This window comes from Flavobacteriales bacterium (assembly GCA_021296215.1).
GTDB lineage: Bacteria > Bacteroidota > Bacteroidia > Flavobacteriales > ECT2AJA-044 > ECT2AJA-044.
The window spans coordinates 1-20,841 of the sequence record JAGWBA010000041.1 but is presented as its reverse complement, the minus strand read 5'-3'; the positions used below and the strand labels follow the sequence as shown (position 1 = coordinate 20,841).

General features: G+C 48.3%; 19 protein-coding genes. 8 read left to right on the top strand and 11 right to left on the bottom strand.

All coding sequences use genetic code 11. From position 1 onward, the window contains the following. Positions 1-113 precede the first annotated feature (113 nt). Positions 114-1,013 carry an ABC-F family ATP-binding cassette domain-containing protein gene (locus J4F31_07880; GenBank protein MCE2496478.1) on the bottom strand — a complete coding sequence of 300 codons (900 nt, stop codon included), beginning with the start codon at positions 1,011-1,013 and terminating at the stop codon, positions 114-116. A gap of 15 nt (positions 1,014-1,028) precedes the next feature. After that, positions 1,029-1,382, bottom strand: a complete 354-nt coding sequence (locus tag J4F31_07875) for an ABC-F family ATP-binding cassette domain-containing protein (GenBank protein ID MCE2496477.1) — start codon at positions 1,380-1,382, stop codon at positions 1,029-1,031. Positions 1,383-1,557: 175 nt separating this feature from the next. Here J4F31_07875 and J4F31_07870 point away from each other — a divergent pair, with 175 nt between their 5' ends. Beyond that, entirely contained in the window at positions 1,558-1,833 is a 276-nt protein-coding gene (locus J4F31_07870; GenBank protein ID MCE2496476.1) for a DUF983 domain-containing protein, read from the top strand. On the opposite strand, the gene J4F31_07865 is transcribed toward J4F31_07870, so the two are convergent. The 9 genes from J4F31_07865 to topA form a co-directional block, all read right to left on the bottom strand. Next, a complete protein-coding gene (locus J4F31_07865; protein ID MCE2496475.1) occupies positions 1,827-2,861 on the bottom strand; it encodes an FAD-binding oxidoreductase in 1,035 nt (344 codons plus the stop codon). The genes J4F31_07870 and J4F31_07865 overlap by 7 nt on opposite strands. Further along, entirely contained in the window at positions 2,858-3,349 is a 492-nt protein-coding gene (locus tag J4F31_07860) for a hypothetical protein (GenBank protein MCE2496474.1), read from the bottom strand. The genes J4F31_07865 and J4F31_07860 overlap by 4 nt, the downstream gene beginning before the upstream one ends. 37 nt (positions 3,350-3,386) lie before the next feature. Further along, on the bottom strand, positions 3,387-4,250 hold the full coding sequence (gene gldN, locus J4F31_07855) for a gliding motility protein GldN (GenBank protein ID MCE2496473.1): 864 nt from the start codon (positions 4,248-4,250) through the stop codon (positions 3,387-3,389). Positions 4,251-4,262: 12 nt separating this feature from the next. Further along, on the bottom strand, positions 4,263-5,828 hold the full coding sequence (gldM, locus tag J4F31_07850) for a gliding motility protein GldM (GenBank protein ID MCE2496472.1): 1,566 nt from the start codon (positions 5,826-5,828) through the stop codon (positions 4,263-4,265). 34 nt (positions 5,829-5,862) lie between these two features. Continuing rightward, a complete protein-coding gene (gene gldL, locus J4F31_07845; GenBank protein ID MCE2496471.1) occupies positions 5,863-6,489 on the bottom strand; it encodes a gliding motility protein GldL in 627 nt (208 codons plus the stop codon). Positions 6,490-6,587: 98 nt separating this feature from the next. Next, positions 6,588-7,913, bottom strand: a complete 1,326-nt coding sequence (locus tag J4F31_07840; GenBank protein MCE2496470.1) for an SUMF1/EgtB/PvdO family nonheme iron enzyme — start codon at positions 7,911-7,913, stop codon at positions 6,588-6,590. A 123-nt stretch (positions 7,914-8,036) separates the two neighbouring features. Next, complete coding sequence (locus J4F31_07835; protein MCE2496469.1) at positions 8,037-8,969, bottom strand: type IX secretion system membrane protein PorP/SprF; 933 nt, start codon at positions 8,967-8,969, stop codon at positions 8,037-8,039. Between the two features lie 153 nt (positions 8,970-9,122). Continuing rightward, positions 9,123-10,292 (bottom strand): formimidoylglutamase, encoded by a 1,170-nt coding sequence (locus J4F31_07830; protein MCE2496468.1) that lies wholly within the window; start codon positions 10,290-10,292, stop codon positions 9,123-9,125. 8 nt (positions 10,293-10,300) lie between these two features. Beyond that, positions 10,301-12,619: a type I DNA topoisomerase gene (topA, locus tag J4F31_07825; protein MCE2496467.1), complete on the bottom strand. Its 2,319-nt coding sequence runs from the start codon at positions 12,617-12,619 to the stop codon at positions 10,301-10,303. Between the two features lie 163 nt (positions 12,620-12,782). On the opposite strand from topA, the gene miaB reads away from it, so the two are divergent. The 7 genes from miaB to groL all read left to right on the top strand — a co-directional run bounded on the left by miaB (position 12,783) and on the right by groL (position 19,421). Then, complete coding sequence (gene miaB, locus J4F31_07820; GenBank protein MCE2496466.1) at positions 12,783-14,252, top strand: tRNA (N6-isopentenyl adenosine(37)-C2)-methylthiotransferase MiaB; 1,470 nt, start codon at positions 12,783-12,785, stop codon at positions 14,250-14,252. 12 nt (positions 14,253-14,264) lie between these two features. Then, on the top strand, positions 14,265-15,506 hold the full coding sequence (locus J4F31_07815; protein ID MCE2496465.1) for a sigma-54-dependent Fis family transcriptional regulator: 1,242 nt from the start codon (positions 14,265-14,267) through the stop codon (positions 15,504-15,506). Beyond that, complete coding sequence (locus tag J4F31_07810; GenBank protein MCE2496464.1) at positions 15,503-16,003, top strand: LptE family protein; 501 nt, start codon at positions 15,503-15,505, stop codon at positions 16,001-16,003. The genes J4F31_07815 and J4F31_07810 overlap by 4 nt, the downstream gene beginning before the upstream one ends. 3 nt (positions 16,004-16,006) lie before the next feature. Next, positions 16,007-16,918 carry a hypothetical protein gene (locus J4F31_07805; protein MCE2496463.1) on the top strand — a complete coding sequence of 304 codons (912 nt, stop codon included), beginning with the start codon at positions 16,007-16,009 and terminating at the stop codon, positions 16,916-16,918. A 1-nt stretch (position 16,919) separates the two neighbouring features. After that, positions 16,920-17,288, top strand: a complete 369-nt coding sequence (gene secG / locus J4F31_07800; GenBank protein ID MCE2496462.1) for a preprotein translocase subunit SecG — start codon at positions 16,920-16,922, stop codon at positions 17,286-17,288. A gap of 186 nt (positions 17,289-17,474) precedes the next feature. Then, positions 17,475-17,753, top strand: a complete 279-nt coding sequence (locus J4F31_07795; protein ID MCE2496461.1) for a co-chaperone GroES — start codon at positions 17,475-17,477, stop codon at positions 17,751-17,753. Between the two features lie 33 nt (positions 17,754-17,786). Further along, the gene (groL, locus tag J4F31_07790) at positions 17,787-19,421 is read left to right on the top strand and encodes a chaperonin GroEL (protein MCE2496460.1); all 1,635 of its coding nucleotides are present in this window, start codon (positions 17,787-17,789) and stop codon (positions 19,419-19,421) included. Positions 19,422-20,841: the final 1,420 nt, after the last annotated feature.

Below are 20,841 nucleotides of genomic sequence, written 5' to 3'. Positions count from 1 at the left end.
AAAACGTGTACGGCCGTTCCTTTTTTTCGGTATAGCATCGCTTACCAAGCCCCACATCAGCTCGTACACCGGCCATTAATGTCTCGAATATCAACAACTCTAATGACCTCTTTCTAATCCTCTATAAATATAAAAGCCCCGAGCATGCTACGCACCTTTGGACGAACATCATTCGGTGCTACAGATTCCACCGATTCAAGAACGGTTTGATTCGGGTCAAGACTTTCTGCCTGATCCTGAGCGTAATAAGCCAAGTGCACATTTGTACCGAGAGAGCGATCACCTGCATCGGCCCGTAAGGCCCCCACAAAAATTTTAGCCAAGGTGGTTTTACCCTGTCTGTTCTGCCCCACAAACGCCCGGCGATCACCTCGGAGCAGTTCGAAATTCACGTCGCTAAGTACCCGGCGATCACCGTACTTCTTCCCGATCTTATCGAGTTTGAGAACGTCCTTACCACTGCGGGGCACCTCGGGAAACTGGAATCGGACCGATTTCTGATGATAATCATCAACTTCGATACGCTCCATCTTTTCCAACTTCTTGATCAACGATTGCGCAAAGGACGCTTTGGAATCCTTGTATCTAAACTTTTCGATGAGTTCCTTTTGGCGATCGATCTCTTTGTCCTGATTCTTTTTCGCTTGCATCAGCTTCTCGCGGCGCTCTTCGCGAAGGACGAGATACTTTGAATAAGGGGCCGAATAGTCCTCGATACTTCCGTTCACTATTTCGATGGTTCGTTTAGTAACAGCATCCGGGACCTGACGATCGTGGGAGATCATCATGATTACTCCTTCGTGTTCTTGAAGAAAGTCCTCGAGCCAAAGAATGGCCCCGATATCCAGGTGGTTCGTTGGCTCATCAAGTAACAGCAGGTCGTGTTTAGCCAGTAACAGCTTGGCGAGCTCTACACGCATGCGCCAACCACCGGAGAATGTGCTCAACGATCGGTCTAATTCCTCGGGTTTAAAACCCAAACCAAACAACACTTTTTCGAGTTGTTCTTCCACTTGATCTCCACCAACTCATATGGAATCGCTCTCGTAATCGGTTCGCTCGATTAGCTCGGCATTGATCTCCTCAATACGCTCTTTCATTTGCTTGATTCCGGCAAAAGCCAATGCGGCCTCTTCACGCACAGTTCGCTCCCCTTCCGGCGTAATGTCTTGTGGAAGGTATCCAATCGAGATCACCTTGGGCTTGCTGATGAATCCAGAAGTCGCACTCATCCATCCGGCGAGTAACTTCAACATGGTCGACTTACCCGCCCCGTTTTTTCCGGTTAATCCTATCCGATCCGAAGGTTTCACTTGAAAGCTAACCTTTCTAAAGAGTGCTTCTCCACCGAATTCGTGTCTCAGTTGTGTGACTGATATCATTGAAATGCATTCATTTTCTTAGTGCCTTTGCCGTACCTTAGGCACCCCATACCATCTATATATGTTCAAAAAGGGAACTCGCTTATTCAGCATCTTCCGGAATAGATGCCCCCGCTGTCACAATGGTTACATCTTTCAGTCGAAAAATCCTTACGCCGTAAGCAAGATGACGCTAATGTACGAAAGGTGTAGCCACTGTGACCTCAAGTATGAAATGGAACCCGCTTTTTGGTACGGCTCCATGTACGCGGCCTATGGATTGGCCGTTGCGGTGAGCATGGCCATGTTCATTGCGACAGAGGTGCTGTTCGAGCTGAGCATCACGGAATACCTTATATATAATGGTATAGTGCTGGTGGTGCTCATTCCAGTATTGTGGCGAGCGTCGAGATTGATATGGATCAACCTGTTCGTAAGCTACAAGGCTGATTTCGACCGGATGGGTCAGTAAAATCGCGCAACATCCACATCGGGCCGCAGGCCCACACCATCCATAATATGGTCGGCTAGTTCTTTGGCAAGTAGCGGCGCCATTAACACTCCGCGACTTCCCAGCCCATTGAAAAAGTAAATCCGATCGCTCTCGGCATGGCGGCCAAGAATCGGGCGCCTGTCTTTCGTGGTCGGACGTATACCCCACTCCCGCCCTACGATCTCGTACGGGACTTTGATTAGGTCAGCCGCTTGACGCTCCAAAAAGTTTTGACCCTTTTCCGAAATCCCCGGCTCGAGGTCCCAATGGTCATATGTAGCGCCTATTCTTAATTCTTTTCTGCCTAACGGCAGGATGAACACCCCCGCTTTTATTATGGCGTCGGTCGGCCACATCTCGTGAAGCTTGAGCCTTAGCAACTCACCTTTGCTCGGTCTCAAAGCATCCGTCGGAAAACCGGGCACCTCAATTACCCCAGTGCCGTTGGCCCAAACAACGAAGTCATAATTCGCACCATTCCATAGCCAGCTTGAATCGAAATGTAGGTCGGGAGCCTTTATTGCAGCTGAGTGAAAATCATTCTTGGCTCTAAGTAGGGATCGAACATCGTCCATGAAGCTTTGAGTATCGAACCAGCCCGCATGAATCACTTTACCCATTCCGAAATTGCCATGAACTGCATTCGGCATATCCTCAATAACGGGATTTATATACTCCTGTAGACCAAGGTCTGCCGATAACTCCATCCAGCGATTCTGCTCGGCCACATCGTGGAATTTCCGATACACAGGTACCGACTGGCGCCACTTACATTGAAGTTCTTTTTCCCATTTCCCATAAAGGAGGTTGGCATACTCGATAAATTCATCGGCCCGCCATACCTTTTTCATGCGCTTCAGCACCAGTGGGTTTATGAGTCCGGCCGCTAGGGAGGTAGAATTGTTGACCCTGTTCGGATCGGCGATCGTCGCATCTACCCCGCGTCCTAAAAGCTCCAATGCCATACACGATCCGGCTAAACCCTGACCAATGATCAAAGCTCTCATCGGAATAAATATCTAAGGTTTAGTCCTAGATCGGCCAGTAGATTTGGACTCGTGGATCCACCGGACAGTTGAAGGTCAGCCATAAAGTGATAATCCACGCCTAAGGAAAATGGGATCTGATCGAATCTATACTCAAAACCCATGCCCGCATCAAAACCTCCACCGGTACCCTCGTACAGTGGGGATTCAGCACCATAAGCTCCATAGTGCGTGCCGAGGCTCAAGTAACCTTCAAAATTACCCGTTGAGATTTGTAAGGGTTTGGTGAAATCGGTGTGCCACTCCCATAGGCCGGTCATGATAACGCCATTCCAACTTGTAGTGACCGATACCTCTAAGGCTTGACGCGGTTTTAAGAATGCCTTGTAATTGATCCCATTCGTTACGCCCAATCGAACCCCAACCGAGTTGCGGTATTGAGCCGACGACTCTGTTGGCGCAAGGAGTAGGACTAGCACCAGCATCAAACCAAAAAAACTCCCCCGCATGGCGGAGGAGTTACTGTAATAATTTAAGGCTGTACTATTAGTATTCCCAGAGGTCATGCTCGAAGTTACGAATCTCTTCTTTGATCTTCTGAGCTTCTAGCAACTGTTCCATTTGTGAATACCTCTTATAATCATAGATCCAGCGGTCGTAAACGTTGTTCTCCTTCGTTATATAACTATGGAAAATGCGTTTATGGAAAATCTCGTCAAATGTTCTTCTCTCGGCATCGTTCATGCGATTGAAGGTTTCGTGATTCGCGAGTACAGGCCGAGTTTCGGGGAACCATAGCCAAAAGAGCTGTTCTTTCTCTATCTGACCCGTTGCCTGATTCTCCTTGTAAGCCACTGGACAAATTCCCAAGATACGCACTTCCATTACCGAACGCTTCTTATCGAAAAACCAATCTTCTTTCAAAAGGTATTCCAATACATCGCGGCTTTCAACCTTAATGGTATCTAATCGCCAAAAAGGTTCTCCGGTATTGATATCAAAATCCTGAACACTATCCACTGAGAATATCTTCGAAGATACCTCCTGGGGAGTCAGCGTTCTTTTGAATTCATCGTCCGCATATGCCGTAATGGATCCTTCGTTGACGACTGCTTGAAACAATACTTCGGCCAATGACTTACGATCCTTGATCGGAACCACCGGGTAATACAACGGGTGATTCAATTTTTGTTTCAAATCGATCTTTTGCCAATACCGTTTCATCCACATGATATCCGCCTCTCGCAAGTGGTGATCTGGAATAACACGGTTTTCTTTGAAGTGACGCTTTATATAAACAGCATCATCCTCAGCGGTCGGCTGTCGGTTGTAGTCAAGAACGGTCTGAGCACTTAACGCCGAGGCGAGGCCAACCATTACAACTACTAAGAATCCTTTTACTGACTTCATTGTACTTATCTATTACTGTACTGTGAAAACGATCGCTCCACAGTTTTTCGTGCCATCGGGTCCTTTAGCTTGGATATTCGTAAACGAAATGTCCGAACCGGGCTTCATATCTTGAATCAGGGTGCGAACTTCGCCATTAAACTGGTTACCGGTAACGCGTACTGTTTGAGTGTACTCACCTTTTTGGGCACGAACGGTAAACGAGGTAACACGGTAATTGATGTTGAATGGAAAGTCTTGCAAAAATGCTCCAATACCTTGGGTACCACCGAGGGCTGATTTCGAGATCTTACCTTCCGTTTTACCCGCGATCATGGCTGTTGGAGGAGGAATACGCTTAATGCGGAACTTCATATCTCCAATGTTCTTCATTTTGCCATTTACCTCAGCAGACACCTTGATCGTCGCTTCAGTACCGGTATTACCCGCTTTCGCAACATAAGATCCGTTAGAACCGGAAATGGAACATCCGGCACAAGTCACTTGAAGTTTATCAGGTGAAATTCCAGGCACAGATACATCGATCGGGTTATCCACTCCGCGGTAGATCACGTTCATTTTCGTCGGTGAAATAACCGCCGCAGAACGAGCTACTTGATAAGTACGTGGAGGTACTGAGTAAGTCTGAGGATCTCCACCCGGACCGTCGATCTGCACCGCACCACCCCAAGTAAATGCTCCCTCAGAATTGGCTGGTACTTCATAGATACCCTTTCCGTCGCGAACTGGCACTTGAACACCATCGCCGATCGGATTTCCGTTTTCGTCGAAGTCATTATAAACCGTAACAACAGGTTGCTTCGTAGAGTCAAATGCAGCGATAAAGATCTCCGCTCGGAACGTGTCACCTGTAAATACGTAGGAGTTGGGCACAATAGCCGTTGCCTCCAAAGCATTTACTTTTACATCCGTTGCGTCAATTTTCGCCTGTAAATACGAAATCACATCACTTTCCGCAGTACGAACATCCGATTGCATTTTCGTCAAGAAAGTAACGGTCGCCATCAATGGGTAGTGCTCAAAGTTGGCTTTTCCCCAGCTGGCCTTAACATCTCCGCCGATGTCTTGTTTATCCGTATCGAAGACGGCAGCCAAGTTGGTCTTGAGACGCTCATTATCCGATGATTTGTCGATAAGGAGCTCGCGAAATTGCTCCACCTTACCCTTGAGCTCAGTCGCTTTCTTTTCCTTAACCAAAAGGTAGTTAGCCGGAACTTCCCGGTTATCCATTTTCTTTGGCTTTCCGGTTTTTTCATCGACACCACCAGCCATTTCTATTAAGGTCGATTTTAGTTCCTCGATGTATTTATCCAAAGCATCGGCCTCATTCTTTACCGCATATGCAGCATCGCGCCATTCTTTGGTCTTTACCGGGTTCTTCTGCATTGCCGCATCGAACGAATTGTAAACCTCGGCATTCTTTTCCTCCACCTTAATGTTTGTGACTCCCATGGAGTCATTTACCTTAACAAAGGCGTCCAGAATCTCCTTCGACACGTTCAAAGCCAAAAGTGCTGTCAACACGAGGTACATCATGTTGATCATCTTCTGCCTTGGTGTCATAATTCCACGTGCCATTCTTTCTCTTCTTTCTAATTAAAGAATTGTTAAACTACGATTTGTTTCCACCGCCCATGGCAGACAACATGTTTCCGTACACATTATTCAATGCGCCCAGATTCTGTGCAAGTGAAGCTACTTCAGCTTGGAGTCGTTTGCTGTCTTCGGCCGTAGTAGCCAAGCTTTCAACAAGCGCTTGAGAAGCTTCTGATTGACGATTCGATGATTGTAATTGAACTTCGTACAAGGCGTTCAACGACTCCATATTCTTCGCTGCTTTTGCCACTTCTTCGTTGTATTGTTGTGTGGAAGCAGCAGCTTCAATGGTCTGATTCAATTTTGATGCAGCTTCACCAAAATTAGTAAGCCCTTGACCTAAGCTCTCAATGAGTGCGCCATTAATTTTGGCCTCTTCAAGCATATTGTCAAGCTCTTGTGTAGGAGTCAAATTGCTCTTCTTTTTCTTTTCGTCATCGTCGCCTTCCATACCGGCTAATTCCGGATATACCAAACTCCAATCCACTTCTTCATGTGGTTTTTCGAAAGCAGAAAAGAAGAAGATGATCGACTCCGTTCCCAAACCTACGATCAACATGTAGTCCGCTCCTTGCCAGTGCAAGAGTTTAAATAATGCACCAAGGATAACCACGGCGGCACCCCATCCATAGAGCTTGGCCATGTTGTTTTTCCATCTTCTTGAGTTTACGTTGAAAAGCGCCATTTTAAGTAGTACTGATTTGAATTAGGTTAATGTATGATTAAAGTAGAATAGACTGTTTATTGGAAGTCCGCCAAATCGCGTCCCATGAAGGACTGCACACAACGGAAGCCGATGTAACATTTTGCGGTATCCTGATACTCAAAGTCACGCGTAGCCACTTGCAAGTAGTATCCGATATCTTTCCATGAACCACCGCGAATCACCTTTCTCTTCATTACGGGCGGATCGCTATCCTTGGCATCGTACTGAAAGTCGGGGTTCATGTCGTGTGAAAACTGATAAGCCTGCGGATCGTAGGCGTTAACCGTCCACTCAGCCACATTACCGGCCATACAATATAGACCGTATTGATTCGGCCAGTAACTCGTCGTTTTGACGGTCTGAAAACCTCCGTCATCGACGTAGCTGCCTCGTAATGGCTTAAAGTTCCCTAAGAAACAGCCTCGGCTATTTCTAATGTATGGTCCTCCCCAAGGGTACATATTGTTAGCCAAACCTCCGCGAGCCGCATATTCCCACTCGGCCTCTGTTGGCAGTCTGAACTCCTGCTCATAGGGTTCCTTGTCCGATTCCAAATAGGCATCTCGATAACGCGACCTCCAGTTTGCAAAGGCTCTAGCTTGGTGCCAGGTCACACCAACGACCGGATACTCGTCAAATGCCGGGTGCCAGAAATACTTATCGTGCATCGGCTCGTTAAAACTGTAAGAATAGTCGTGAATCCAAGCCAGTGTATCAGGATAAACCGGTAATTCGCGTTCCTCGATAAACTCAGCTCGCGAATCGATTCCGCCGCCGTATTCACCCGTTCTCCAATCGTAACGATTCTTCTTTAGAGCGGCTTTGCGCTTATTGATGTAGAAGTAGCGGTAAATCAACTTTCGTGGATCGATGTAGCGACGTCCATAGAACTGATCCTCAGGCTCGAAATACATTTCTTCAAGCGCGTATCGGAAGTCCTCGTCATCAGAGTCGTACCTCAATGACTCTTCCCAATTTAATCGGGGCTCATCGAGGAAGTTGCCGGACTCGTCTTCTTCAATGAGCTCGTAACCTTCAACTCCATTTTCACCTAAAAAAAGGCGAGAGATAGAGTCGCGAACCCAAAAAACGAATTGGCGATACTCGTTATTCGTTATTTCCGTCTGATCCATGTAAAATGCGGCAACCGATACGGTTCTACTCGTATTGGTCAGCCCATAAGGTACATCTTCATCGTTGGCACCCATATTGAAGCTGCCCAATGGTATATAAACCATACCATATGGGTCGCTTGGATACCAAGCTTGACGGTTCTGAACACCCACCAGCTCTCCGTGGTCGGAACCCGCACAGCCGGCGAGCAAAACACCCACGAGGGCGGAAAGAATGAGTTTTCTCATTGCACTTATCATTGATCCATGAGCTCGCGTTCGATGGAATATTAGAGCCTATTCAATCCAAAACAGAAAATCATCGGCTGACTTGAAGTCGATGATTTCCCTCACTTACTGACAACGACAAACTTACAAAAATCTTACGTTCCGATATTTTGTAGGTTCTTTCGGCGGAATCTCGATCGTGAAGCAATAATTCACGAATGCCTCGAAACTACCACTTGAATTATTTCCACTCAATCCGCTTGTACCAATATCATACGACGCACCGAATCTTAACTGATCATTCAACTGATAACCAAGCAATACTGGAATTCCATCTTCGAGCCTATAGCTAACGCCCGCCCAAAACTGGTTATTGTACATGGCCAATACAGTCGCATCAAAACTTATTGAAGCTAAATCGTACTTGATCCATGCCGATGGCATCAAGGTCCATTCAAAAGTGAGCTCCCAGTCATAACCTCCAGTGAAGTACAAGTGCTGCCTTTGAGTCAGATTGGTCGCTGCTCCGATTTGATTATCCAGGCCGGGTAAATGAGTAATACTAACCCCTGCATACCAATTCGTAGCGCGATACATAGCCCCTATTCCGGCATCCATAGCAATGGCATTACTTTCACCGGTTGGAATCACCGGGTCGACAGATCCATTACCGCCGTTTGGGTCGATCCATTCCGCATTGGAAATTCCAGCATCCAAGAAACCAAAGTAGGCTCCTATACCAAGCTTACCGTCTCCGGCATCGAGGTGATAGCTGTAACTCAGTTTAACATTGGTGCGGGTAAGAAAGCCTTCTTCATCGCTCATCAAGCCTAAAGCGAGCCCTCCGCGTAATGCATCGATCGGCATGCTCGCATTCAAGTTCATAGTAGTAGGTGCGCCTTCGAATCCCATCCACTGAGATCGGTATAATCCGTTGATACAGATGGAACCCTCGAGCCCAGCTGCTCCAGGGTTGTAGTTCACCTGATTGAACATGTAGTGCGTCCACTGCGGATCCTGCTGTGCCCAGGCGGTCATAGCGAAAGCAATCAGTCCAAGGGTAAGAATTCTCTTCATAGGTCCGTTTTAGCCCGTTCATCCCGCCGCAAGGCGGATATGTAAGCGGTTAAAGGTAACGAAATTTATTTTGCACTCTCCCTTTAGGTTAATGACAAAGGCGATTGAGTAACGTCAAAAATAAAAGAATTATCGCAGTGGCAAAACCATTGATCACGAAAGCTTGCGAAAAGCGCTCATCCAGCGATCCGGGATCTCATCTTCTGCAGCCTGTAAATAATCGAAGTAACTACAAGGAATCAGGGCATGTCGTTTGTGAAAGATCGACGGATCTCCCTGAAGCGGAACCTCGATCCACCAGCGACCAGAACGATCGCTTTTATAAAAGTGCAAATCTTGGTCGAGCGTTGAATTAGGCACAATGTATTTGGCGTAGCTCGAGCGGTCTCCAAAAGGAAAGTCGTTCTTACGTACGCTTATTCCCTCCAAAAAATACCAAATCATCTGTGCTCCGAGCTTCGCCGTTTGTTCATGTCGGTCGTATTGAGGGTTGTATTCATAAATGCCAAAACTAGTGAGCTTATCACTCATACCAGCGTAGCGTGCGATCGCGCAAGCCTCTTCGCCATACCATCCATTTGGGCTTCCGTGTCGATTCGCCGGAGCATCGGAATGGCGTATACTGCGCATATCAAAACTGACGATATCCGCATCTCGCAATATCGGTTCGGCCTCCCCTATATTATGGTGAAACAAACCTATTCGATGACGTTCAAAATGAAGGCTCTCCATTAAGTCAATCTCTTCCTGATGAACGTAATAGGTCTGAAAGCCGATATTGCTGAAATTGAACAGAATATTTGGCTTCTGAAGAATGATGTGGGAGAGGTAAGTCTCGTTCGAGAGCTCCTGATTATTGACCCCAAGGTCAAATTGGGCATCAACCGAGCAGATGTTGACCGATTGCTCCAGTTTTTCATACGCCTTGTAGTTCGCGAAGGTCAAGTCCTGACTACCGCCTATTATAATAGGTATACAGTCGGCCTTGGCGAGCTCGTGTACTACTGCGCTCAATGCAAAATAGGTGTCATCCACCCTATTCCCGGGCTCGATATTACCCAAATCCACCACATCAAAAGACCAACGACCAAAAAAGAGGTCATATAACGCTCCTCGAACATAGTCGGGACCTTCACCGGCCCCATCATTCTTTCGCGCTCTTCGGTCTTCTTGTACCCCAATTAGAGCAACTCGAGCATTTTCCCAATCGGGCAATTCCCCTTCTTCGACGAATTTGGATAGCTTGGACCCCAATGAATCCGGGTGTTTATTGGACCAAGACTCGATGAATTCATTACTCAGTGGTCTTAAAAACTCGCGCATGATGCCAACTAGCTTTTCTTAGCCTTTCGTTTTCCCCCTCTCTTAGTTTTAGGCGCGTCGGCCTGTAGCTTCAAGCACTCCTCTCGAGTAAGCGACTTTGGGTCCACGTCTTTAGGGATTTTGATGTTTTGCCGACCGATCTTAATGTACGGCCCGTAGCGACCATTCAACACTTGAACTACGGGATCCTCCTCATCAAAGACATGTATGAATTTATTCTTATCGGCCTCCTTCTTGGCTTCGATCAGCTCAATGGCTCTTTCGAATGTGACGCTCATGGGGTCTTCGTCCTTCGGAAGCGAAGCAAAAAGACGGCCCTGCTGCACATAGGGTCCAAAACGACCGATATTCGCTTTGATGACTTCTCCTTCGTATTCACCCAATTCGCGTGGAAGCTTGAACAGTTCCATAGCCTCCTCAAAGGTGATGGTCTCGATATGCTGGTCCTTTCTCAGGCTCGCGAACTTCGGCTTCTCTTCGTCATCCACGGTTCCTATCTGAATCATGGGCCCAAAACGCCCTATGCGGGCTATAAATGGCCGACCCGATTTCGGATCCTCTCCGAGAACCCGTTCACCGGTTGCCCGATCCGCATTCTCTTGAACGTCCTCCACATTTTCATGGAACGGTTTATAGAATTGGCGGATCATATTGTTCCAATCCTTCCGGCCTTTGGCGATCTCGTCAAACTCTTCTTCTACATTCGCTGTAAAATGTAGGTCGAGGATATTACCAAACTCTTGAACCAGGAAGTCGGTGACTACCATACCGATGTCGGTCGGGAAAAGCTTATTCTTTTCGGCTCCTGTGATCTCTGTCGCCATTTTACTGCGCACAGTTCCATGCTCCATGGTCATCACCTCGTAATTGTGTTCTACTCCGGGACGCTCGGTCTTCTCCACATAATTCCGAGCTAAAATCGTCGAAATCGTCGGGGCATAGGTAGAAGGGCGACCAATCCCAAGCTCCTCCAACTTTTTCACCAAACTCGCCTCGGTAAACCTAGGCGGATGCTTCGTAAAGCACTCAGTGGCCGAAATGCGGTCTACAGCCAGCTCTTCACCTTCAGTCATACGGGGTAGCATACCGGCCTGCTCTTCGTTTTCGTCGTCGGTACCCTCGAGGTATACTTTCAGGAATCCGTCAAAAACCAACACCTCACCCTTTGCTGTGAACGTGGGCGCATCGCCTGATCCTTCGATCTTCACCGTCGTGCGTTCCAATTTCGCCTCCGACATCTGTGAAGCGATCGTGCGTTTCCAAATGAGCTCGTACAAACGCTCCTGATTCCGGTCTGCTCCGGCCTCATGTCGATTCATATAGGTCGGGCGAATGGCTTCGTGTGCCTCCTGCGCATTGTTCGATTTCGTTGCGAACTGGTGCGACTTACTGTACTGATCTCCATATGCGGAACGAATCTCCGCTGCGGCTGAATTGATCGCCTCTTGACTCAAATTGGTGCTGTCGGTACGCATGTAGGTTATGAGTCCACTTTCGTACAATCGTTGTGCAACCGACATCGTCTGCGAAACCGAAAAACCTAGCTTCCGCGCCGCCTCTTGCTGCAACGTCGAGGTTGTGAAGGGCGCAGCAGGTTTCTTCGTTCCCGGCCTTTTCTCTACACTGTTCACCGTAAAGGTGGCCGGAACACAGTTTTGGAGTGTTTTTTCTGCGCCCTCGCGGGCCGATGGGCGAGTCGACGTCTCTGCCGAAAACCCTGCTCCCTCCGAATTCTTGAAGGAACCTTGAATCCGGAAACTAGTCTCCGGATCAAAATTCATGATCTCTCGTTCGCGCTCGACGATCAGGCGAACGGCTACGGATTGTACCCTTCCGGCCGAGAGGCCGGTTTTCACCTTCCGCCATAAAACAGGCGAAACTTCAAACCCAACCAATCGGTCCAAAACGCGACGGGCCTGTTGAGCATTGACCAAGTTAATGTCTATGTCGCGCGGATTCTCAACGGCCCTCGTAATGGCGTTCTTCGTAATCTCATGAAATACGATGCGCTTGGTGTTATTGGGCTTTAAACCTAATGTCTCATACAAGTGCCAGGCAATCGCCTCTCCTTCTCGATCCTCATCCGTGGCCAACCAAACCACTTCGGCATCCTTAGCGAGTTTTTTGAGTTCGCTAACGGTCTTCTTTTTATCGGGACTGACCTCGTATTTCGGTTTAAATTCGTTGTCGATATCGATCCCCATATCCTTCTTTGGCAAATCCCGGATGTGTCCAATACTCGACTTCACCAGGTAGTCCTTTCCCAAAAAACCTTCAATGGTTTTGGCCTTTGCAGGGGACTCAACAATCACTAAATTCTTTACCATATAGCAGTTTTATGCAGCGCAAACAGCTTGCAAATTAAAGGAATAATAGCCTCTTCAAAACAAAGGCAGTTTTAAATCGTTCCCTTTTACGACAAAATTAAAACCTGCCATATTGGCATACCGGCGAGGGTTTTCGTACCTTTGCAGGCCAAATTAGAAGAACATGAGCGAAGTGCATTTTGGCAACAAAGTGATAGACGAAGGACGTCAAGGAGAGGCGGTGATGCTTGAGAATGAGCTCGTCGGAAAGGGCCGGAAACTCTATATAGAAAGCTACGGCTGTCAAATGAATTTTTCGGACAGCGAGATCGTAGCTTCTATTCTCGGTGAAAACGGATTCGAAACCACGCGCAACATCGAAGAAGCTGATGTGGTCTTCGTCAATACCTGCTCGATTCGCGAAAAAGCTGAGCAAACGGTTCGCAATCGCTTGGGCCATTTCCACAAGGCCAAAGAGGCCAAACCCGCAATGATCATCGGGGTACTTGGTTGTATGGCCGAGCGAATGAAAGAGACCCTGCTCGAAGAGGAAAAACTCGTAGACTTGGTCGTTGGGCCGGATGCCTATCGGGATCTGCCCGACCTCATTCAAGAGGTGGATGGCGGACGCAAGGCCGTGAACGTTATCCTTTCAAAGGAAGAGACATATGCGGATATTGCTCCGGTTCGACTCGGAGGAAATGGAGTAACGGCCTTTGTTACGATCATGCGCGGTTGCGATAACATGTGTACCTTCTGCGTAGTTCCTTTTACCCGTGGTCGCGAACGAAGCCGAGATCCACAAACCATAGTCAACGAAGTGAAAGACCTCGCGGCCAAAGGTTACCGCGAAGTAACGCTTCTTGGACAAAATGTCGACTCTTACTTATGGTATGGCGGTGGACTCAAAAAAGACTTTAAGCAGCTCAGCGAAGAAGAACAAAAGCGCGCCGTCAATTTTGCTCAATTGCTCGAACTCGTAGCCATTGCTGCACCAAAGGTTCGGGTGCGCTTCAGCACCTCCCACCCCAAAGACATGCACGATGATGTGTTGCACACCATCGCCAAGCACGATAACATCTGCAACTACATCCACCTGCCTTTTCAATCGGGCAGCAATCGAATTCTCGAGCTCATGAACCGCGGACATACCCGTGAGTGGTATAAGCAGCGCATCGACCGCATTCGCGAAATAATTCCGGACTGTGGAATCTCGCACGATATCATTTCCGGATTCTGCACGGAAACAGAAGAAGATCATGCCGATACGCTCGAACTCATGGACTACGTGAGGTACGACTTCGGATTTATGTTCAATTATTCGGAGCGGCCGAACACCATGGCACAGCGAAAATTTGAAGATGATGTCCCTACCGATGTCAAGAAAAGACGTCTGCAGGAGATCATAGCGAAACAGCAAGAACACAGTCTGGAACGCAACAAAACGTACGTGGGAAAAACCCACCGGGTACTCGTCGAAGGAACTTCAAAACGAAGCGAGGAACAACTGTTCGGCCGTACCACTCAAAATACCGTAGTGGTTTTAGACCGGGAGAACTACCAACCGGGAGATTACGTAGATGTCGCTGTGCACGATTGCACCGCGGCCACCTTGCTAGGCAAGGCAGTCGGTAAAGCGGACGGACCAGCATAAAAGTACCATACATTGGATCTTCAATCGATAAAACAGCGTTTTGAGATCATCGGGAACAGCCCCTTACTGAACCGAGCTATCGAAAAAGCAGTTCAGGTGGCTCCAACCGACATCTCGGTCCTGGTCACAGGTGAAAGCGGGGTAGGTAAAGAAAATATCCCGAAGATCATTCACAGCCAGTCGGCCCGCAAACACAATCCGTATATCGCGGTCAACTGTGGCGCCATTCCTGAGGGCACCATTGACAGCGAACTTTTTGGGCACGAAAAAGGAAGTTTTACCGGAGCTACTTCGGCCCGAAAGGGATACTTCGAAGAAGCTGATTCCGGAACGATCTTTCTCGATGAAGTCGCCGAACTACCTCTTTCCACACAGGTTCGCCTACTTCGCGTTCTCGAAACGGGCGAATTCATGAAGGTGGGTTCCAGTAAGGTCCAAAAGACCGACGTGCGCATCGTGGCCGCGACCAACGTTCCCATGGACGAAGCCATTGGTAAAGACCACTTTCGGGAAGATCTATACTACCGACTCAATACCGTGGAAATCCACTTACCTCCACTGCGCGATAGAGCCGAAGACATTCACTTGCTATTCCGCAAGTTCGCCTCCGATTTCGCCAATAAATACCACATGCCGACCCTGCAGCTCAACAACGAAGCCGTTGAGCTCATCAATCACTATCGCTGGCCGGGAAACATTCGTCAACTGAAGAATTTCACCGAAGAGATCAGCGTTATCGAAACGGAGCGCATTGTAACGGCTCAAACCATTCAGCGCTACTTGCCCGAAAGTGCACGTTCCAATTTACCCATGATCTATCGCGATCGATCGGGCACTTCGAGCGAATCGGATTTTTCCTCCGAACGCGACATCTTATACAAGGTCCTCTTCGATATGCGGAACGACATCAACGACCTTAAAAAGCTGACCATGGAACTCATGAAAGAGGGCGGTCCGACCGGGGAAGAGTTTCGCCAAGAGAACGCCCAGCTACTCGCTAAGGTGTACGACAATTTCGACGACGACACGACTATCGAAATTCCGGACCGAACGAGCAACGTACCGTCAACGATCAACACCGACATTTACGAAGATGACCAGGTGATCGAGGAAAGCCTGACCCTCCAAGACAAAGAGATCGAAATGATCCGCAAGGCCCTTGATCGAAATCAAGGCAAACGCAAGGATGCCGCCAAGGAACTCGGAATATCCGAACGCACGCTTTATAGAAAGATCAAACAGTACGACCTATGATACGCCACCTTCTGCTTCTTTTTATTATCGCCCTGTCGGGCGGATGCGGGGGCGGGTACTCCTTTACGGGCGCCAGTATTTCGCCTGATGTCAAATCGATTTCTGTGGGCTTTTTCGAGAACTACGCCTCGCTCGTGAATCCATCGCTGAGCCAGGTAACTACGGAAAAGCTGAAAGACATCTTCTTGGTGCAAACCAATTTGGAGGTTATTCAACGCGACGGCGACCTTCAATTCGAGGGGTCGATCATCGACTACAATGTTCGACCGTTGGCGATCCAAGCCGATGAACAAGCTGCGCAAAACCGCCTCACAATCACCCTGGCCGTAACCTTCATCAATACCAAAGACCCGGAGAAGGACTACGAATCGCGCTTTACCCGTTTTGGCGATTTCGACGCAAATCAAGAACTTTCTGCAGTTGAAGAGGATCTCGTTGAGCAGATCACCACCGAATTGGTGCAAGACATCTTCAACAAGGCCGTAGTCAACTGGTAAATTATGGATGCAGCACGCCTGCTCGGATGGATCGCCAAACCGTGGAATCTCGATGCCTCGGCCGCGAAGGAATTGAACGAGATCATTGATTCGTTCCCGTACTTCGTTGGTGCCCGTATGCTGCACCTGAAAGCCTTGGAGAACACCAGTAGTTTCAGGTACAACGGCCAACTAAAGAAAACAGCGGCACATTCACCAGACCGTACCGCGCTGTTCGAATTCATCACGGCGAAACCCATCGCGCCGCAGGCGCAGGAAGCAAAGCAACAGCCGCAGCTACAGCAACAGAACGAGTTGACCGAGCAATACACTGGCCGGGCGGATTTGATACCGGAGCCGGAGCCTTTGGAACGGCAGCTAGAGGATGTCCTGGAGGAAAACGACGATGCGGTCGAGATCGAGGATGCCATTCGCGAAGATGGCGATGGGGAAAGGGTGATCGGAAGGCCGTTGAAGTTCGACAGAACCGAGCGACATTCCTTTGCTGAGTGGCTGAAGCTCACCAGCATGAAGCCCATTGAGCGCCAAGAAGAGAAAGCGGCCGAAGAGATCGCAGCCGAACCTATTTCGACCGAACACGAATCGTTTGAGCAGGCACGCGATACTAAAAGCGAAGAAACCGAAGAGAAGCGCAGATCGCTCTCGCGCCAGGATCTCATCGATCGATTCCTGGCTGAATCGCCCCGAATGAGTCTTCCTCAGAAGCACGCTCTTGGGAAGGGCAATGTGGCCAAGAGCAGTTTGGACGAAGACGACTCGCTCATGACCGAGACTTTGGCGCGGGTGTACTCAGAGCAAGGGTTGTACAAAAAAGCCGTAAAAGCCTATCGTTTACTTAGCTTGAAATATCCCGAAAAAAGTGGTTACTTTGCCGACCGAATTAACGAGATCAACGATCTGAAAGAGAGAAAATAAGATGTACACGTTGTTTGCTGCTTTGATCATCATCACCTGTATTTTGCTCGTGTTGGTGATTTTGGTTCAGAACCCGAAGGGAGGAGGATTGTCATCTACTTTTGGAGGAGGAAACCAAATGTTCGGCGTTCAAAAAACGACCGATTTCCTTGATAAAGCCACCTGGACCCTTGCCGGGGTTTTGTTGGCCCTTACATTGTTGAGCAACTTTGCCATCGATCGCGGTGATGCGGTCATCGATGAAGGCTCACGCGTTCAGGAACAAGTTGAAGGTGCAGGTTCCGTTATTCAACAAGCCCCAACCACGGGTGGTGCCGGAGGCCTTAACCAGATTCCGACAGAGGGTGAAGGTGACGGATCTGCTGAGTAACCCCACACTTGAAAAAAGTTTGAAAGTGCCGGTCTGACAACCAGACTGGCATTTTTTCTTTGTACCTGTCAGAAATCCGGCGGAATAAAACTGACAAAATGTACGTCCTGTGCCTTGGCACAGTTTGTGTCCTAAGGCGAGTATTCGATATTGAAAACAAAGTTTAACTCATAAATCAAATCTGAAATGGCTGAAGTTAATATTACGCCGCTGGCCGATCGCGTTCTTGTTGAACCGGCTCCGGCAGAGACCAAGACTTCTTCGGGAATCATCATCCCTGACACGGCTCAAGAAAAGCCGCAGCGCGGAACCGTGGTTGCCGTTGGAAATGGAAAACCAGACGAGCCCATGATCGTTAAAGTAGGCGATAGTGTGCTTTACGGAAAGTACTCGGGCACCGAGCTCCAGTACGAGGGCAAAGACTACCTCATTATGCGTGAATCAGACATTTACGCAATCCTCTAATTTAGACATTAACCCTAAAAAATACCCTTAGCAATGGCAAAGGAAATTAAATTCGACATCGAGTCTCGCGATGGACTCAAGCGCGGTGTAGACGCACTGGCAGAGGCCGTGAAGGTGACCCTCGGACCTAAAGGTCGCAACGTGGTGATCCAAAAATCTTTTGGCGCTCCAACCATCACCAAAGACGGTGTTTCGGTAGCCAAAGAAATCGAACTGGAAGATGCACAGGAGAACATGGGTGCACAAATGGTAAAAGAAGTTGCTTCCAAAACCGCTGACTTGGCCGGTGACGGAACCACTACCGCTACCGTATTGGCTCAGGCGATCGTAACGGTCGGACTCAAAAACGTGGCGGCCGGAGCCAACCCCATGGATCTCAAGCGCGGAATCGATAAAGCGGTCACTACCATTATCGAGAACTTGAAGGAGCAATCTCAAGAAGTCGGCGATAGCTTCGAGAAGATCGAGCAGGTTGCCGCTATCTCAGCCAACAACGATGAGAGCATTGGTAAGCTCATCGCTCAGGCCATGGAGAAAGTGGGCAAAGAAGGAGTGATCACCGTAGAAGAAGCAAAAGGAACCGACACTACCGTAGAAGTAGTTGAAGGTATGCAATTCGATCGCGGTTACCTTTCTCCATACTTCGTGACCAACAGCGATAAAATGGAAGCCGACCTCGACAATCCATTCATTTTGATCTTCGCCAAAAAGATCAGCAGCATGAAGGACTTGTTGCCGGTACTCGAGCAAACCTCTCAAAGCGGACGTCCGCTTTTGATCATCGCTGAGGACATCGAAGGTGAAGCTCTTGCTACACTCGTTGTTAACAAAATCCGCGGTGCCCTCAAAGTAGCCGCCGTAAAAGCGCCTGGTTTCGGAGATCGTCGCAAGGCCATGTTGGAAGACATCGCCATCTTGACGGGCGGAACCGTAGTAAGCGAAGAGCGCGGCTATAAGCTCGAAAACACCACTATGGACATGCTCGGTACTGCCGAGAAGATCACCATCGACAAGGACAACACGACGATCGTGAACGGTGCCGGAAGCGAGGAGGACATCCAAGCCCGCGTAGGACAGATCAAAGCTCAGATCGAAACCACGACCAGCGATTACGACAAAGAAAAGCTGCAAGAGCGCTTAGCTAAATTGGCCGGTGGTGTTGCCGTACTGTACGTAGGTGCTGCTTCTGAAGTGGAAATGAAAGAGAAGAAAAATCGCGTTGACGACGCCCTACACGCTACTCGTGCAGCCGTTGAAGAAGGAATCGTTGCCGGTGGTGGTGTGGCACTGGTGCTCGCAATTAAAGCCATCGCCGATGCCGAAGGCGAGAACGATGACGAAACCACAGGTATGGCTATCGTGCGTCGTGCGATCGAAGAGCCACTGCGCCAAATTGTAGCAAACGCGGGCGGCGAAGGTTCCGTAGTTGTAGCTAAAGTAGCGGACGGAGAAGGAGACTTCGGATACAACGCCAAGAACGATACGTACGTGAACATGTTCGAGGCGGGTATCATTGATCCGACCAAAGTAACCCGCGTAGCTTTGGAAAATGCCGCTTCCGTAGCCGGAATGCTGCTCACCACAGAAGCTACGATCACCGAAATTCCTGAAGACTCTCCGGCCGGACCTCCGGCGGGAATGGGCGGCGGAATGCCGGGAATGATGTAAGCGATCGGAGATCGCGCAATGGGCCATCCATGAGCCATGGGCTATGAGCCCAGAACACTCCCAAAAATTGAAGAACCCCGGTACGCGAGTACTGGGGTTTTTCTATTTCAATGGCTCAGAGTCCAGAGTCAAAAGAGAAGAGCAGAACAAAATGATGCTGCACTTTTATCTGATCGCGCGGAACGTGACCTGATTAGCAGAACCTGATTTTGGCGCAGCCAAAACCCAATCTGAAAGACCTGGTTCTTAGTTCCTAGTGAGGGCAATTTGACCCTATTCCCAGAGTTTAAACATGGGGTTAAACTACTGTAAACGTTTGGAATTTTGCTAAATAGAACGTGTCTTCAAAAACCTTTGAATCGGGTAAATACTCCGCTCTTTTGTTTTAAACCCCACCAAAATGACGACAACTACCCTCGCCCGCGCTTCCAAGTCAAAGTCCATAATCGACTTAAAAAGGCCTCTTAGCCTTCCGCTACTTATTACTGTTGTGCTCTTTTTCCTAGGCCAATCAATATACGCTCAAAGTACCTGCGCAACAGCGATTAATATTGGCAGCAGCAGTGGCGATACAGCAACATTCTCAGGGTCGGACGTTTGGTTTAAGTTTCAAGCTTCGGATACAGCTCATATTGTGCAGATTGGTATTCACGGTCAGTGGACTCCGGAGTTGTACGTAAACGCTTATTCAGGGTCGTGTGGCTCCTTATCGCTAATTGAAGGTCAAGACACGATTACAGCTCAATGACCTTGTACAACTCTTGATTTCAGAGTTAACAGCTTCGACCTACTATTACGTAAAGCTTTCACCTGCGAATTCTGGACAAACATATGTTCAGTCTGTTGCCTTTGTACCCCCTTGTTCATCTTGTCAATCTTCTATTGATCCGTGTGAACGAATTTGTAACGGTGATTGGGCCTCGGTTAATATTAGTTACTATAATAGTAATCTCATTATCCACGAAGTCTGCTTGCGGACAGAACTTGATTGTGAATCCTTCGTTTGAGGAGTACAATGTTACTTGTTCCGATGTTATCGGTGAAGGTAGAATAATGGACGCCCTTGGTTGGGAAAGGGCTACAAGAAATTACTTTGGCGCCAGTGATCTACTGAGTCCTTGTTCAAGAACTGGTTTTAGATCGCCCATGAATGAAAGAGGTTTCCAATTCGCGAGCAAAGGAACGAATTATGCCTTTTTTGGGTACATGTATTTCTATTCAAGTGTAAATGGCCCTAGTACAACAACTGAGACAATTCAACCGACATTAATTAGACCTCTTTTAGCGGACTCCTGTTATACATTTGAAGCAAATGTATCGATTGCGGATAGCCTACCATTTCTTGTATTGACCCCCTATAAATTGGACAGAAATTATCAATCAATTTAGCAGAGTTTTTGGGTTTAACAATTTATTTTCT